The 15,174-nt window shown below is 65.5% G+C and carries 15 protein-coding genes and 2 tRNA genes; 10 read left to right on the top strand and 7 right to left on the bottom strand.

From position 1 onward, the window contains the following. Window positions 1–3: 3 nt before the first annotated feature. The 5 genes from fabG to NET02_RS06695 all read right to left on the bottom strand — a co-directional run bounded on the left by fabG (window position 4) and on the right by NET02_RS06695 (window position 3,651). Window positions 4–756 (bottom strand): 3-oxoacyl-[acyl-carrier-protein] reductase, encoded by a 753-nt coding sequence (gene fabG, locus NET02_RS06675; RefSeq protein WP_284056609.1) that lies wholly within the window; start codon window positions 754–756, stop codon window positions 4–6. A 35-nt stretch (window positions 757–791) separates the two neighbouring features. Beyond that, complete coding sequence (gene fabD, locus NET02_RS06680; protein ID WP_284056610.1) at window positions 792–1,718, bottom strand: ACP S-malonyltransferase; 927 nt, start codon at window positions 1,716–1,718, stop codon at window positions 792–794. 3 nt (window positions 1,719–1,721) lie between these two features. Further along, on the bottom strand, window positions 1,722–2,732 hold the full coding sequence (locus NET02_RS06685; RefSeq protein ID WP_284056611.1) for a beta-ketoacyl-ACP synthase III: 1,011 nt from the start codon (window positions 2,730–2,732) through the stop codon (window positions 1,722–1,724). 100 nt (window positions 2,733–2,832) lie between these two features. Further along, window positions 2,833–3,045 carry a 50S ribosomal protein L32 gene (gene rpmF, locus NET02_RS06690; protein ID WP_284056612.1) on the bottom strand — a complete coding sequence of 71 codons (213 nt, stop codon included), beginning with the start codon at window positions 3,043–3,045 and terminating at the stop codon, window positions 2,833–2,835. A 78-nt stretch (window positions 3,046–3,123) separates the two neighbouring features. Beyond that, on the bottom strand, window positions 3,124–3,651 hold the full coding sequence (locus NET02_RS06695; RefSeq protein WP_284056613.1) for a YceD family protein: 528 nt from the start codon (window positions 3,649–3,651) through the stop codon (window positions 3,124–3,126). A gap of 171 nt (window positions 3,652–3,822) precedes the next feature. Between NET02_RS06695 and NET02_RS06700 the strand changes: the two genes are divergently transcribed. From NET02_RS06700 to scpB, 8 genes are all read left to right on the top strand, one after another. Further along, the gene (locus NET02_RS06700; RefSeq protein WP_284056614.1) at window positions 3,823–4,584 is read left to right on the top strand and encodes an HpcH/HpaI aldolase family protein; all 762 of its coding nucleotides are present in this window, start codon (window positions 3,823–3,825) and stop codon (window positions 4,582–4,584) included. Window positions 4,585–4,635: 51 nt separating this feature from the next. After that, entirely contained in the window at window positions 4,636–5,586 is a 951-nt protein-coding gene (locus NET02_RS06705; protein WP_284056615.1) for a branched-chain amino acid transaminase, read from the top strand. Window positions 5,587–5,742: 156 nt separating this feature from the next. Continuing rightward, entirely contained in the window at window positions 5,743–7,455 is a 1,713-nt protein-coding gene (locus NET02_RS06710; RefSeq protein WP_284056616.1) for an ABC transporter substrate-binding protein, read from the top strand. Between the two features lie 227 nt (window positions 7,456–7,682). Further along, window positions 7,683–8,714, top strand: coding sequence for an ABC transporter ATP-binding protein (locus NET02_RS06715; protein ID WP_284056617.1), 1,032 nt, complete (start codon window positions 7,683–7,685; stop codon window positions 8,712–8,714). Continuing rightward, entirely contained in the window at window positions 8,704–9,738 is a 1,035-nt protein-coding gene (locus NET02_RS06720) for an ABC transporter ATP-binding protein (protein ID WP_284056618.1), read from the top strand. Before NET02_RS06715 ends, NET02_RS06720 begins: the two co-directional genes overlap by 11 nt. 14 nt (window positions 9,739–9,752) lie before the next feature. Further along, window positions 9,753–10,400: a site-2 protease family protein gene (locus tag NET02_RS06725; RefSeq protein ID WP_284056619.1), complete on the top strand. Its 648-nt coding sequence runs from the start codon at window positions 9,753–9,755 to the stop codon at window positions 10,398–10,400. Beyond that, complete coding sequence (locus NET02_RS06730; RefSeq protein WP_284056620.1) at window positions 10,400–11,158, top strand: segregation and condensation protein A; 759 nt, start codon at window positions 10,400–10,402, stop codon at window positions 11,156–11,158. Before NET02_RS06725 ends, NET02_RS06730 begins: the two co-directional genes overlap by 1 nt. Beyond that, complete coding sequence (gene scpB / locus NET02_RS06735) at window positions 11,151–11,696, top strand: SMC-Scp complex subunit ScpB (protein WP_284056621.1); 546 nt, start codon at window positions 11,151–11,153, stop codon at window positions 11,694–11,696. Before NET02_RS06730 ends, scpB begins: the two co-directional genes overlap by 8 nt. Window positions 11,697–12,769: 1,073 nt before the next feature. On the opposite strand, the gene nifS is transcribed toward scpB, so the two are convergent. Both nifS and NET02_RS06745 read right to left on the bottom strand, forming a co-directional pair. After that, complete coding sequence (gene nifS / locus NET02_RS06740) at window positions 12,770–13,942, bottom strand: cysteine desulfurase NifS (RefSeq protein WP_284056622.1); 1,173 nt, start codon at window positions 13,940–13,942, stop codon at window positions 12,770–12,772. 71 nt (window positions 13,943–14,013) lie between these two features. Beyond that, window positions 14,014–14,454: an RrF2 family transcriptional regulator gene (locus tag NET02_RS06745; RefSeq protein WP_284056623.1), complete on the bottom strand. Its 441-nt coding sequence runs from the start codon at window positions 14,452–14,454 to the stop codon at window positions 14,014–14,016. A gap of 405 nt (window positions 14,455–14,859) precedes the next feature. Here NET02_RS06745 and NET02_RS06750 point away from each other — a divergent pair. Both NET02_RS06750 and NET02_RS06755 read left to right on the top strand, forming a co-directional pair. Continuing rightward, window positions 14,860–14,932, top strand: a tRNA-Thr gene (locus tag NET02_RS06750). A 7-nt stretch (window positions 14,933–14,939) separates the two neighbouring features. Then, window positions 14,940–15,024, top strand: a tRNA-Tyr gene (locus NET02_RS06755). Window positions 15,025–15,174: the final 150 nt, after the last annotated feature.

A 15,174-nucleotide genomic window follows, 5' to 3' on the forward strand; every position in this document is an offset into this window, starting at 1 on the left:
GCCTCACGTCGCCATGAACAGGCCGCCGTCGACGCTCAGCACGGCGCCAGTGATGTAGCGGGCAGCCGGCGAGGCGAGGAACGCGATCGCCTCGGCCACGTCCTCAGGGGTCCCGTAGTAGCCGAGAGGGATCTGCTTGAGGATCTGTTCCTGCAGCTCCGCCGGGATCGCCTCCGTCAGGCGCGTTTGGATGAACCCGGGCGCGACCGCGTTGACGGTGATGCCACGGCTGCCGACCTCGCGCGCCAGCGACTTGGTCAGGCCGATAATACCAGCCTTGGCGGCTGCGTAGTTGGTCTGCCCCACGTTGCCGACGAGCCCGACGACCGAGGTGAGGTTGATGATCCGGCCGTAGCGCTGTCGCATCATCGGCCTGATCGCGGCTCGGCAGCAGAGGAACGCCCCCGTCAGGTTCGTCGTCAAGACATCGTTCCAGTCCTCGTCGCGCATCCGCATGATCAGCGTGTCCCGCGTGATCCCGGCGTTGTTGACGAGTACCTCGAGCCGGCCGAAGCGGTCGATCGCCTGGGTGATCATCTCGCCGATCTGGTCAGCATCGGTCACGTCGGCGCGGATTGCGAGCGCGGTGCCGCCCTCCGCGACGATCTCGCGCACGACTGCCTCGGCGAGATCCGCCTCTCCCCGGTAGTTGACGACCACCTTGAAACCATCCCGCGCCAGGCGCACCGCCGTGGCGCGGCCGATGCCGCGCACCGCTCCGGTGACGATGGCCGCGCCCCGCTCTTCGCCCGTCATCGATCATCACCTCCTGGCTCGCGCGTGCCGCGCGCTCATGCCTCTCCTTGCGGCTCAGTCGAGACCGCGACCCGTGCTAGCATGTCCTCGGCGGTCTCTATCACCGCGCCAGGCTCGATCCGGCTGATCAGCCCGCTCAGCACTCGCCCCGGCCCCAGCTCGTAGTAGTGACTGACCCCTCGCGCCGCCGCGGCCCTGATCACGTCGACCCACCGCACCGGCGCGGCGATCTGGGCCAGCAGTTCCTCGCGGAGCTCGTTGGGGTCGCTCAGCGGCCGGGCGTCGACGTTGGCCAGCAGGGGAGCGATCGGCGGAGCGATGTGGATCGATTCCACCAGCGGGCGCAGCGCCTCCGCCACTGGGCGCATCAGCGACGAGTGGAAGGCGGCGTTGACTGGTAGCCGGACGACACGGCGGGCCCCGCGTTGCCTGGCCAGCTCGGCCGCGCGCTCGAGGGGCTCGGAGCGCCCGCTGAGCGTGATCTGGCCAGGCGCGTTGATGTTGGCGACTTCGACCCCGACCTCTTCGGCGATGGCGGCCAGTGCCTCGAGATCCAGCCCGATGACGGCCACCATACCCCCCAGCCCGTGCTCTTCCATCAACTCACCGCGACGCCGAACCAGCCGGACGGCGTCGGTGAAGTCGATGCTGCCGGCGGCGACGAGCGCTGTGTACTCGCCCAGGCTGTGCCCGGCGAGGCAAACGGGCGGCGGGAGCACACCGCGCTGGCTGAGGGTACGCCAGTAGGCGATGCTGGTCGCCAGAATCGCCGGCTGCTGGTTGCGAGTGGCCGCCAGCTCGTCCTCCGGCCCTTCGAAGATGAGGTGTGAGAGCGGAAACCCGAGGACATCGTCGGCGGTCTCGAAGGTCTCGCGAGCGATCGGTTCTCGCTGGGCCAGCTCGCGGCCCATGCCGACTCTCTGGCTTCCCTGGCCGGGGAAGACCCAGGCGACTGCGCTCATCCGCTACTCCCGTCCCGGAACGCCGCTCCAGCCCCAACGCACGACGCTCGCAGCCCAGGAGAGCCCGGCCCCGAAGGCGACCAGGACGAGGTTCATGCCTGGTCGGAGGGCGCCGGCATCAGCGGCCTCGGCCAGGCAGATCGGCACGGAGGCAGCGGAGGTGTTGCCGTAGCGGTCGAGGTTTACCCATACCTTCTCTGCCGGTAGACCGAGCCGCTTGGCGGCCGCGTCGATGATCCGCAGATTGGCCTGGTGTGGAATCAGCAGGTCGATATCGTCCAGCCGCAGCCCAGCCCTGGCGATGGCTTCGATGGCGGCCTCGCCCATCACCCGGACGGAGAAGCGGAAGACCTCACTGCCCTGCATGCGCATATAAGGGCGTTTGGATGGCAGGGTGCCGTTCGCGCTCAGCAGCTCTCGGAAGCCGTCGAGATACAAGTGCATGGCCCCGGTGCCGTCCGAGCCGAGGACGCTAGAGAGCACGCCCTCCTCCGCAGTCGTCGCCTGGAGCACGACCGCGCCCGCGCCGTCGCCGAAGAGGACGCAGGTGCTGCGATCAGTGAAGTCGACCCAGCGCGTCAGCGCGTCAGCGCCGACGACCAGAACAGCGTCGGCCGCGCCAGTGGCGATGAACTGAGCGCCCACGGTGAGGCCGTATACGAAGCCCGAGCAGGCGGCGGCCAGGTCGAACGCTCCGGCGCGAGTGGCCCCCAGTTCGGCCTGGAGCAACGAGGCTGTGGCCGGCATCAGCAGATCTGGCGTCACCGTGGCGAACACGACCAGATCGAGCTGGCGAGGATCGATGCCGGCGATGGCAACGGCGCGGCGAGCGGCGATAGTCGCCATCTGGAGCGTGGTTTCGGCCGGGCTGGCGATTCGGCGCTCGCGGATACCCGTGCGGGTGACGATCCACTCGTCGGACGTGTCGACCATCCGCTCCAGGTCCTGGTTAGTCAGGACCTGTTCAGGGACGTAGGCGCCCCACCCCGTGATCGCTGCACGCCGTCCGGCCACTGCCGAACCCCTCCCGTTCCCGCGTCGACGCGGCCATGCGATCGGCCGGCCCGGCCCTAGCCGGCGATGGCCGGGAGGACCGGGCGATCCTCTCGCGCCCCTATTCGGTTGTACGCCGGCTGCGCCGGCTCGCGCGGTTCATCTCGATGACCTGCCGGCCCCGGTACGTGCCGCAGTTGGGGCAGACGTAGTGGGTCATCTTCTTCTCCCCACAGGATGGACAGGTCATGAGCTGCGGCAGCTTCAGGTAGTGGTGCCGGCGCCGGTTACCCTGGCGACGCCGGCTGACGCGATGCTTTGGCAGTGCTCCCATGGCGGGCAGTTCCTTTCCCTGCTCGAACGCCCCCAGGTGACTCGCCCTGGGGGCGCTCCATCCAGATCCCTTACCTGCTCAATCCGCGCGGTCCTCGAGCAGCGTCTGCAGGACCGCGAAGCGCGCGTCTGTGCTCTCCTCGCTCTCGGGCAGGAGCGTCTGGAACCCAGGACAGTCCGGACCGCACACCGGCCGGATCGGCTGGGCCAGGATCGCTACCTGGCGAAGGATCTCGCGCAGGTCGAGCTGGTGATTCTCGTCGATGACGAAGATCTCGTCGTCGCTCGGCTCCGGTAGCGGCACACCGGTGAACACGTCGATGCTCGGCCAGTATTCCGCTTCGAATGACTCGGCGTAGGTGGCCTCGAACTCCGTGAGACAGCGCGCGCAGACCTGTGGGGAAGTGACCGTAACCTCGCCGCTCACCAGGATGCCCGATGCGATACGCGTGAACTTGAGCCCCGCGTCCAGGGAGCGAGCCTCCAGATCCTGGTCGAGCGCGAGGTCGTCGAGATGAACGGTGACGGTACGCATTGCGCCGACGCGCGCCTTCAGGAGCTGGGCCACGTTGATGACCGTATCGTTGTGAAGGTGCGTCGTGATCATCGTTGGGACCTCCGAATCAGCGCCTCTCCTGGCGGAGATGCGCAACTAGCATACTATACTGGACCGTACAAATGAGGGTCAAGGCAAACCGAAGCGCGGTTGCGCCGAGTGACGGGCGTTGTAGAATGCCGCCGGGCGTGCAGGGTTTCGCGGGGAAGTGTAGCGGCGCAGATGCGAGAGAACAAAGTGAAGCGGAAGCTCCAGGCCGGCGAGGCGGTAATCGGGTGCTTCGTACCCTATCCCTCGGCAGAGCTGGCCGAGATCTGCGGGCTGATCGGGTTCGACTTCGTCCTGATCGATGCCGAGCACGGGCCGACTTCCGTGGAGTCGGCCTACCATATGGTGCTGGCGGCCGAGGCGGGCGGAGCGACTCCCATCATCCGGGTGCCGCAGAACGCGCAGCAGGTGATCCTGCGCTACCTCGATATCGGAGCCGGAGGCATCATGGTGCCTCAGGTCAACAGCGCTGATGAGGCGAGGGCCGTTGTCACCGCTGCTCGGTACTATCCGCATGGTCGGCGCGGGATTGCCGGGGTGCGCGCCGCGGGTTTCGGGCTCCAGCAGTCCCTCTCCGACTACACCGCGCAGGCGAATGCGGAGACGCTGGCCATCGTGCAGATCGAGAGCCTGGCCGCGGTAGAGCGGCTGCCGGAGATTCTCGAGGTTCCTGGGATCGATCTCCTGTTCGTCGGTCCCAACGATCTGGCACAGTCGATGGGATACCCTGGTCAGCCGCTCCATCCGGAGGTGCAGGCTGTCGTCGAGCAGGTGGTCCGGCAGGTCGATGGGCGGGTGCCACTCGGCACGACGGCGACGACGCCGGAGCTGGCACGTCGCCAGATCGAGCGCGGTTTCCGGATGGTGGCGGCCAATACCACGGCTCTGCTGGCGGCGAGCGGGCGGGCACTGATCGAGGCGGCGAGGAAGGGGTAGCCTGGGAGCGTCTTGAGCGCGGGCGGCTGGTAGTGAGGAACGGAGCGAGTCATGGTTCAGAGCAAGCTCTTACCGTACGCCTTCTTCGAAGGGGAATTCGTCCCTGCTGATCAGGCCAAGGTCAGCATCGCGACCCATGCCCTCCAGTACGGGACAGGGGTGTTCGGTGGCATCCGCGGCTACCTCGACCGCGACGGCGAGACGATCAACATCTTCCGCCTCCCGGACCATGCCCGGCGGCTGATGCAGTCGGCGCGCTTCCTGCGCGCTGAGCTGCCGTACGACGCCGACCGAGTGGCCGAGATCATCGTCGAGCTGGTCAAACGGAACGCTCCCACCTTCGATATCTATATCCGGCCATTCATCTACAAGGCTGACCTAGAGCTCGGGCCGAAGCTGAAGGGTATTCGCGACGAGCTCGCGATCTACATGATCCCGCTCCAGGAGTACCTGCCGATCACCCACCCGATCCGGCTCATGGTCTCCTCGTGGCGGCGAGTCGAAGACAATATCGTTCCCAGCCGTGGGAAGGTGAGCGGTGCCTATATCAACTCCGCCCTGGCTCGCGACCAGGCCGAGGAGTGCGGATTCGACGACGCCATCATGCTCAATGCGGCCGGAAAGGTGGCCGAGGGGAGCGGAGCGAATCTCTTCATCGTCCGCGGTGGCGCGCTGATTACCACCCCGGTCACGGCCGATATTCTCGAGGGAATCACCCGGCGCTCGCTCCTGGAGTTCGCGCGAGATCTGGGCATTCCGATCGAGGAGCGGGAGATCGACCGGAGCGAGCTGTACATCTGCGATGAGGCGTTCCTCTGCGGAACCGGCGTTCAGATCGCGCCGATCGGCTCGATCGACGGCCGGCCGGTCGGAAACGGCCAGATCGGGCCGATCACGGCCCGGCTGCAGCAGGTCTTCTTCGCCCTGGTGCGCGGTGAGGAGTCGCCCTACCAGCACTATCTGACCCGGGTCAAGATCGAACAGCCCGCAGGCGCTCGATAGGGACAAGGCCCTCGGGCCAGCCCCGCAAGGGTTGACTAGGGGTAGCTGGGAGACGGGCTTTCGGCCACCCGGTCGAGAAGTGGTACGCTTGCCCCCGACGGTACGGGCCTGCTGCCGACGCGAGCGCGGGGACGAGGTGGCGCGGGAACGGTGAGGGTGAAGCGGCACGATTGGCAGGGCGCGATCCTGCTCGTGGTCATCGCCGCGCTCCTGCTGGCCGGTTGCCAGCGCGGCGGCTCGGGCTCGACGCCAGCACCGAATGATGCGCCGGGTCAGGCAAGCGGTGCCGCGCCAGTGACCGGGCAGGCCGCGGGTCCGGCACAGACAGTCGTCCCTACCCAAGTGCCACAGCCAACCCAGCGCTCCTCGATCGTCGAAGCTGGTCTCGAGGAGCCGCGAACGCTCAACCCCCTCTTCGTGGCTGACCCGGTATCCGAAGAGCTCAGCCGTCTCGTGTTCGACAGCCTGGTCACGGTCGACCCGGCGACCGGCGAGATCGCTCCGGCATTGACCGACTCCTGGGATGTCAGCGATGATGGCGTGCGCTATACGTTTCATCTCCGGGACGGCGTACGCTGGCACGACGGCCAGCCGTTCACAGCCCGCGACGTCGAGTTCACCTACCGGACAATGCTGGACGTAAACGCCCGCTCGCCGCGCTACTCGCGCCTGGCCGAGCGGGTGAAGGTGGTCAGCGTCGTCGATCCGCGGACTGTCGTCATCGAGCTGATCAGGCCGGATGCGTCCTTCTTGCCGACCCTGGCAACCCTCGGCATCGTGCCCGAGCACGTCCTGGCAGGCGTCCAACCGGAGCAGCTCATCACTGACCCCTTCGGGCTCAGCAGCGCCGTCGGCACCGGGCCCTTCATGCTTAAGCAGTGGGTGCGCGGGGAGCAGATCGTCTTCGAGCGCAACCCCCAGTATTACCGTGGCACGCCGCAGGTGGCCCAGTACACGTACAAGGTCGTCGGGTCGATGGACGAACTGATCGCCGGGCTGCAGGACGGCCTGATCGATTGGGCGGTGGTCGACGCCGCGCAGGCTGGGGCAGTCCCAGCGATCGACGGGGTCAGCGTCCAATCTTTGCCTGGCTTCGAGCTGGTGATGGTGGTCCTGCAACTCGATTCGAGCAAGAGCGAGCTCTTCCTCGATCCCCGGGTGCGGCAGGCTCTCATGCTGGCGCTGGATCGCCAGCGGATGATCGACGAGATCTGGCACGGCCAGGCTGAGGTCGCTCGGGGGACGCAGCCTCCGGCATCCTGGGCCGCGGGGCCAGCCGGGGTCGAGTACTCCTACGATCCGGAACAGGCGGCCCGGTTGCTCGACGAGTCCGGCTGGCAGGTGGGGCCCGACGGGATTCGCCACCGGGAAGGCCAGCGACTGAGCTTCCGGCTGGTGGCGACCGGTGCCGATCCGACTCGCCGGGCCCTGGCCACCTGGCTGCAGCGGCAGTGGGCGGAGATCGGCATCGAGGTCCAGCTCGAGCTGGAGCAGTGGAGCGATGTCCGTCGCCGGGCGACCGAGACGCGAGACTTCGATGTCCTGCTGCTCGGCGTGCGGTGGGACCTCGACCCGGACCAGAGCACCGTCTGGTCGAGCGACTCGATCTTCGACGGGCTCAACATGGGGCACTACACCAATGCCGAGCTGGATGCGTTGCTCGCGCAGGCGGTCGCGACCACCAACCGGGAAGAGCGGCTGGCCCACTACCGGCAGGCGCAGGAGATCGTTCTAAAGGATCTGCCGGCCTTGCCGCTCAGCTTCCCGAAGGTGACCGTGCTCTGGTCCGATCGTATCGAGGCGCCACCGCTCACGGCAACTGCCCTCCGGCTGCGCTACGGCGTCGAACAATGGCGGTTGCGGCTGTAGACCAGAGTATTGACGACTCTATCCGGCATGGGTACACTCCGGTTCAGTACCCCCAGCGATCCTGACCGCTCACGCAGAGACTGGATCGGGGGCGTTCTGGGAGAGCGGCACAAGGAAGAGCGCGACGCTGGAAAGCAACGAACGGCTTGACAGCCGGGAGCGCTTCTGGCTCTTATCTGTGTGGTCTGGGTGTCGGTGTGGCGCGGTCGTGAGGCGAAGGAGACGCGATGGAGCCGCTACTTGACGTGCGAGACCTCCGAACCCAGTTCTTCACCCAGGATGGCGTGGTGAAGGCGGTCGACGGGGTGTCGTTCAACCTGATGCCTGGTGAAACGCTCGGCATCGTGGGCGAGAGCGGCTGTGGGAAGAGTATCACGGCACTCTCGATCATGCGGTTGATCCCCAGCCCGCCGGGCAAGATCGTCAGCGGGGAGATCATCTTCGAGGGTGAAGATGTTCTCAAGATGAGCGATGACGAGGTGCGCTCCATCCGTGGCCGGAAGATCGCCATGATCTTCCAGGACCCGATGACCTCGCTCAACCCGGTGTTGACCATCAACCGGCAGATCAGCGAGGCGCTCGAGCTGCACCTAGGCATGACCAAGAGCCAGGCGCGCCAGCGCAGCATCGAGCTGCTCAAGATGGTCGGCATCCCGAACGCCGAGCAGCGGGTGGACCAGTACCCGCACCAGTTCTCCGGCGGTATGCGCCAGCGCGTGATGATCGCGATGGCCCTCTCCTGCAATCCCTCCTTGCTGATCGCCGACGAGCCGACGACCGCGCTCGACGTGACCATTCAGGCGCAGATCCTGGACCTGATGCGAAACCTCCAGGCCGAGCACAACACCGCCCTGATCCTGATCACGCACGACCTCGGCGTCGTCGCCGGCATGACTGACCGGATCAACGTCATGTATGCCGGTCACATCGTCGAGACCGCGCCGACGGAGGAGCTGTTCGCCAATCCGAAGCATCCCTACACGGTTGGCCTGCTGAACTCGATCCCGCGGCTGGACGCGCCGCGCAAGGAGAAGTTGAACCCGATCCGCGGCCTGCCGCCCGACCTCATCGATCTGCCGGACATGTGCCCGTTCATGCCGCGCTGCGACTACGCGCGAGAGAAGTGCGGCCAGAAGAACCCACCGCTGATGGACGTAAACGAGGTGCATCGCTCGGCCTGCTGGTTCTGGGACGAGGTGAGCCTGGCCGGGCCCACGGGCAAGCGTGAGGGAGGAGTGACGGCAAACGATGGCGACTGAGGTGCGCGCGACCCCACAGCAGAGCGACGGCCAGAGCCGCGAGGTCTTGCTCGACGTCCGCGACCTGGTGATGTTTTTCCCGCTCACGCGCGGGATCATCCTGCAACGCCGGGTAGGATGGGTCCAGGCGGTCGACCACATCTCGTTCCAGGTCTACAAGGGCGAGACGCTAGGACTGGTGGGCGAGTCCGGCTGCGGCAAGAGCACGACCGGCCGCGCCATCCTCCAGCTCTACAAGCCGACGTCCGGTGAGGTCATCTTCAAGGGGACCGACCTGACCAAGCTGAGCCCCGGCGAGATGCGGAAGATGCGTCGCTATCTCCAGATGATCTTCCAGGACCCCTATGCCTCGCTCAACCCGCGCATGACCGTGGGCAGCATTATCAGCGAACCGATGCAGATCCACAACCTGGTACCGAAGAACCAGCGCAACGAGCGCGTCCAGGAGTTGCTGGAGACGGTCGGGCTCAACCCGTACTTCGCCAACCGCTACCCGCACGAGTTTTCCGGCGGCCAGCGGCAGCGCATCGGCATCGCCCGGGCACTCGCCGCCGACCCGGAGTTCATCGTGGCTGACGAGCCCGTCTCGGCGCTCGATGTCTCGATCCAGGCCCAGATCATCAACCTGCTCGAGGAGCTGCAAGAGCAATTCAAGCTGACCTACCTGTTCATCGCCCACGACCTCAGCGTCGTCCGGCACATCTCCGACCGCGTGGCAGTGATGTACCTCGGCAAGATCGTGGAGCTGGCAGACCGCAACTCGCTCTACGACGATCCGCTCCACCCGTACACCAAGGCGCTGCTCTCGGCTGTGCCGATCCCCGACCCAGTGGTGGAGAAGAAGCGAGAGCGGATCATTCTGACCGGTGACGTGCCCAGCCCGATCAACCCACCGTCTGGGTGCCGGTTCCATACGCGCTGCCCGTACGCGATGGACATCTGCTCGAAGGTGGAGCCGCGCTTCGTCGATCAGGGCGGCGGCCACTACGTGGCCTGCCACCTCTATCCCGGCTGCACGCCGTAGCGACGTAGGGAGCGGTGTTCGGGCGCGACCCACAGGTGATCCTGGCGACGATCATCGCCTTCGTCGTCGGGATCACCGTTCACGAGTTCTGCCATGCGTGGTCGGCTCTGATGCTGGGAGACGACACCGCCCAGCGCCAGGGTAGGGTCACGCTGAACCCACTCGCCCACCTCGACCCGATCGGGACGCTCGGCATGCTCTTGATCGCCGTCGTCGGCTTCGGGATCGGGTGGGGACGACCGGTGCCGGTTAATCCGGCCCGGCTGCGCGGTCGCCAGCGCGGCATGGCGATTACCGCGCTGGCCGGGCCACTCTCGAACGTCGTGCTGGCAATGGCCTTCGCCATTCCCTACCGGTTCGGGGGCGGGCTCGCCGTACCTCCGTTCGTGGACACGCTGCTGCTGCAACTGATCCTGGTCAACATCTTGCTGGCTGCCTTCAACCTGATCCCGATCCCTCCGCTCGACGGCCTGAAGATCCTGACGGGTATGCTTCCGAACTTCTGGTACCCCTACCTGGCCCCGCTGGAGCGCTACGGGGTCGGTATCTTGCTCGTGCTGATCCTCCTCGGTAGCTGGGGCGGGGCCAGTATCCTGGCCGAGATGTACCTCCCGGTCTTCCGCCTGCTCTTCACGCTGATCATGGGCCAGGCGCCGTTCTGATGCCGGTCGACATTCGTTCGACTCGACTCGCCGATTGCCTGATCACGATAGAGGGCTTCAGCGGGCCGCTCGATCTGCTCCTGCGGCTGGTGGAAGAGCGGCGGCTCCCGGTGACGGAGCTGTCGCTGGTCGAGGTGACCGACCAGTTCCTCGCTCATCTCGCCTCCCTGGAGGATGCGCCGCTTGAGCTGGTGGCTGACTTCACCGTCGTGGCGGCCCGACTGATCGCGCTCAAGGCGCGCGCATTGCTGCCGCGCCCGGCCGAGCCCGAGGCTCCCGGCGAGCCAGAACCTGACGACCTGATCCGGCAGCTCAAGCTGTACCAGGCGTTTCGCGATGCAGCCCAGGAGCTACGGCTGCGTGAGCTGCGCGGACGGCGCGCCTATGTGAGACCCGCGATCTCGCCGCCCTCACCGGCGCGGGTGAAGGTCATCGCGCGGGATCCGGCCTCGCTGCTCACGGCATTGCGACGCTGGCATCGCCGGGTCGAGCCGCGGCCGGTAACGCTGCGGCTCCCGCCGGCTATCTCGCTGCGCGCGATGGCGCGCCGGCTGCTCGCGGGGCTGCGTGGGGGCGCCCGCACCTTCCGCGAGCTGGTCGGCCGGAAGGCCGATCGCCGCGAGTTGGCGGCCGGCTTCCTCGCACTCCTTGTCCTGATCCGGCGAGGGGCAGTGCAGGCCGAGCAAGAGGTTCCCTTCGGTGAGATCATGGTGACACCGCGAGCGCGACCCTGGCGCGAGGCGACTGCCGATGACTGATCCACCCTTCGACCTCGCCGCGCGGCTCGGCGCGCTGCTGTTCGTGAGCGGCGAGCCAGTCGAGCGAGCCGAGCTGATCAATCACCTCGGGTGTAATGAGACCGAGCTCGACGCGGCGCTCGCCACGCTGCGCGAGCGTGGGCCTGGCCTCGGCCTCGTGCTCATCGAGCACTCCGGAGCCTACCAGCTCGCTACTGCCCCGAGCCTGGCCGAGCTCGTCGAGGCGTTCCTGGGGCTAGATCGCCCGGCCCGGCTCTCGGCGGCGGCGCTGGAGACGCTGGCGATCGTGGCGTATCGGCAGCCGGTTACCCGCGCCGAGATCGAGGCGATCCGCGGAGTGGATTCGAGCGCTGCCCTGCAGACCCTAATCGCGCGGGGACTGGTAGAGCCGGTCGGCCGGCTTCCCACAGTCGGCCAGCCGATCCAGTACGGCACCACGGTGCAGTTCTTGCAGGCGTTCGGGCTGGCCAGCCTCGAGGAACTACCGGACCTGCCACCAGAGATCAGCGAGTTCTTGGCTGAAGAGGGTAGCCAATAGGGCTGTTATGATCGGTGATTTCTTCCGAAAACTTATAGGGGGTGGTGAGTGTGGCTCGAGGTACGTCGCGAGCTAGCGGTTTGTTCGTTGGTCGTCTCTTGGTCGTACTAATCCTATTCTTGCTCCCTGTCACAGTGGCTTGTTCTGCTAACATCTCCTGGGCCACACACACTCCCACTCCAATCAGTCCTTCCAAACAATCTGTTAGGGAATTGGCCTCTACTCCTGCTTACAATATACCCACTCCTGTTACCGCTACTGCAAGAGGTGCTGCTTGGCAAGAGCCAAAGAGTCAAACACGTACTGATCAACCTGTGCTGCCACCGTTTTACCCAGACTGGCATGCAACTTGCTTCGGTCCTGATCGTCCGTGGGGCTTGATGACCTTGTATGATGTGTACTTAGTTGACTGGTTTGGGTAGGGGAGCGTTGGTGGTGGTCTCACTGCGGTTCACGCTGGCCGTATAGTCAAACACTCTATCTTGTGCGACACCCTCGCGGAACACCTGAGCCTACCTTTGATCAATTAGTTAAGTATGAAGAAAGTGTATTCTCATTCCTCCGATCCCCCATGGGATCTGCATGGGTCGGTAGCGGTGACTCGCCAACAGATGCCGACGCGATGGAGTGGCTTATTCAAAGCCTACATCCCCAGGGCCGTGCAATGGCTTCAGAATACCTGACGGAGCAGATCTTGCTGTACTACCGTGGCAATCCTCAGGCGCAATATGCTCTAATTTATGAAATATTAGTAGCGAACTTTTCATACACAATATCATCATCTCTTCTTGATAGTATGCTTCAAGCATCGTATCAAGATCTAGTGAACTATATGGTACTACTAGCAGGTGGATACCATGCCGAGTACATCGAGTACGTAACCTGTTCACCTCAGCACTCGTTACACAGATTCCTGGCTCAGTGGATTTCTGAGGACGACTGGGCTGCAGTTTGCAAGGCGTGGCAACAGGCTCTAGCGACCCCGTAACCCTTAGTTCTTTGTGGCTTGTCCGCACTTAATCAAACAGCCCGGCCCCGCCCTTGTATGCCTGTTCGCCTCTTTCGGGTTCACTTCACCGGGCCCGGGCGGTGGCGAGGCGACGCAGCCGGATGATCGACTCCTCGAGCACGTCGAGCGTGCGGTCGATCTCGTCCTCAGTATTGTCCTTGCCCAGCGTGAGCCGGATGCTGCCCCGCACCAGATCCGGGTGTAGGCCGATGGACAGCAGCACATGGCTCGGCTCAGTGGAGCCGGTCGTGCAGGCCGAGCCGCTCGAGGCTGCAATCCCGTGCATATCCAGGTTGAGCAGCACTGTCTCGCCGTCGATACCTTCGAAGGAGACGTTGACGTTGTTCGGGAGCCGGCGCTCGCGGTCGCCGTTCAGCCGTGTGCCGGGGATCCGGCTGAGCAGCCCGTCGATCAGCCGGTCGCGCAGCCGCTGGACATGGGCGTTGCGCTCTTCGAGCTCGGCATAGGCGAGCTCCAGCGCGGTCGCCATGCCGACGATACCGGCTACGTTCTCGGTGCCGGCGCGCCGATTGCTCTCCTGGGCCCCGCCCTGCTGCTGCCAAAGGATCGGCGTTTCGCGACGCACGTAGAGCAGCCCCACGCCCTTCGGGGCGTAGAACTTGTGGGCCGAGAGCGAGAGCAGGTCGACGTTCAGCTCTGTAACATCGAGCGAGAGAGCACCGGCGGCCTGCACCGCATCGGTGTGAAATGTAATCCCACGCTCGCGGGCCAGCCGGCCGATCTCGGCGATCGGCTGGATCGTGCCGATCTCGTTGTTCGCGTACATCACGGAGATCAGGATCGTGTCGGGCCGGATGGCGGCCTCGATCTCCTCGACGCGCACGATGCCGTCACTGCCGGGTCGCACGTAGGTGACCTCGAAGCCGAACTTCTCCAGGTAGTGGGCGCTATGGAGGACGGCATGGTGCTCGAAGGCGGTAGTGATGATGTGATTGCCGCGACCGTGCAGCCGGTGCCACCAGGCGACCCCCTTGAGGGCGAGGTTGTCGCTCTCGGTGCCGCCGCTGGTAAAGACGATCTCGCGGGCCTGGCAGTTGAGCAGGCGCGCGATGCGTGCTCGCGCCTGGTCCAGCGCGGCGCGCGCCTCGCGGCCGGCGGCGTAGATACTCGAAGGGTTCCCGTACTTCTGGCTGAAGTACGGGAGCATCGCCTCGAGCACTCGCGGGTCGACCGGTGTCGTCGCAGCGTGGTCGAGATAGATCTCTGTCCGGTTCAATGGCAAACCTCCGGCGCGTTCGCAGTCACGCGCCCTGATCAATCGGCACAGGCGTGCGCCTGGCTGCTGCTTCAAACCGCTTGTTCGGCGCGTGGGCGCTTGGCCTCACGCAGCAGGTCCGCGAGCGTGGTCGAGTCCAGCACCTCGATGATGCTGTCACGGACTCGGAGCCAGACGATGCGCGTGGCGCAGCCGTCGATCATCGGGCAAGTATCTTCATCGCTCTCCTCGCTGACACAGCTCATCGGCGCGACTGGGCCCTCCATGACCCGGTAGATCTCCCCGACCTTGACCTCCTCAGGCGGTCGCGCGAGCTCGTAGCCGCCGTGTGCCCCGCGCGTGCTGGTGACTAGCCCAGCGCGCCGGAGCGGCAGCATGAGCTGTTCGAGGTAGGCGATCGGCACGGCCGAGTCGGCTGCGATCGTCGCCAGCGGGATCGGCCCCTGCCCGTACATCTTGGCGAGCGAGACCATCGCCCGCATCCCGTATTCGCCGCGAGTCGAAACCTTCATCGTGCGCGGTCCCTCGCCCCTGGTTGCAGAACGCTCGTACCTACTATGCTACGTTGGGATCGCGTCGCGGTCAACGATGTGTGCTCGATCGCTATGGACTGGCCGATCAATGCGCTCGTCACTTGCAACTCGATCCCAGGTGAGAATGATTCTTGCTTCATCTCGAGTATACCTTACGCCATAGATCGGGATTCGTCAACTACAGGAGACCCGCGCTGCGCTCGGCAGCGCGTCGTGTTGAGGGTGGTTCGAGGCGCGTGCGGGGATGTGGGGTACGCTCAGCGCTCGGCGCAGCGACCGCGCTAGTTGCGTCGAGGTTACGGCTACGCTATACTTCCCCGATGGCGGGCCGAGTGGGGAGCCGCCCTAGGGGCGGTTACCCTCTGGTAGGCATGCTGTCGGCAGGCCGGTGTAGCTCAATTGGCAGAGCAGCGGTTTTGTAAACCGCCGGTTGTGGGTTCGAGTCCCACCATCGGCTCGCCTGTGGGGAGATGCCCGAGCGGCCAAAGGGGCCTGGCTGTAAACCAGGTGCGCAATGCTACGGGGGTTCGAATCCCTCTCTCCCCACCAGCACTGCCGGCTGGGCGGTTCGTGGAGCGATGAGCCCACGGTGCTGGCGCGGTACGCGTGGGCTCTTTGACGTAGTGCCGTGCCTGCACGGCTGCAGGCACCCAATGCAGCAGGAGGACGAGGGCCGTGGGGAAGCAGCGGTTTGAGCGG

This window comes from Thermalbibacter longus (genome assembly GCF_023806485.1).
Classification (GTDB): Bacteria; Chloroflexota; Chloroflexia; order Thermomicrobiales; family Thermomicrobiaceae; genus Thermalbibacter; species Thermalbibacter longus.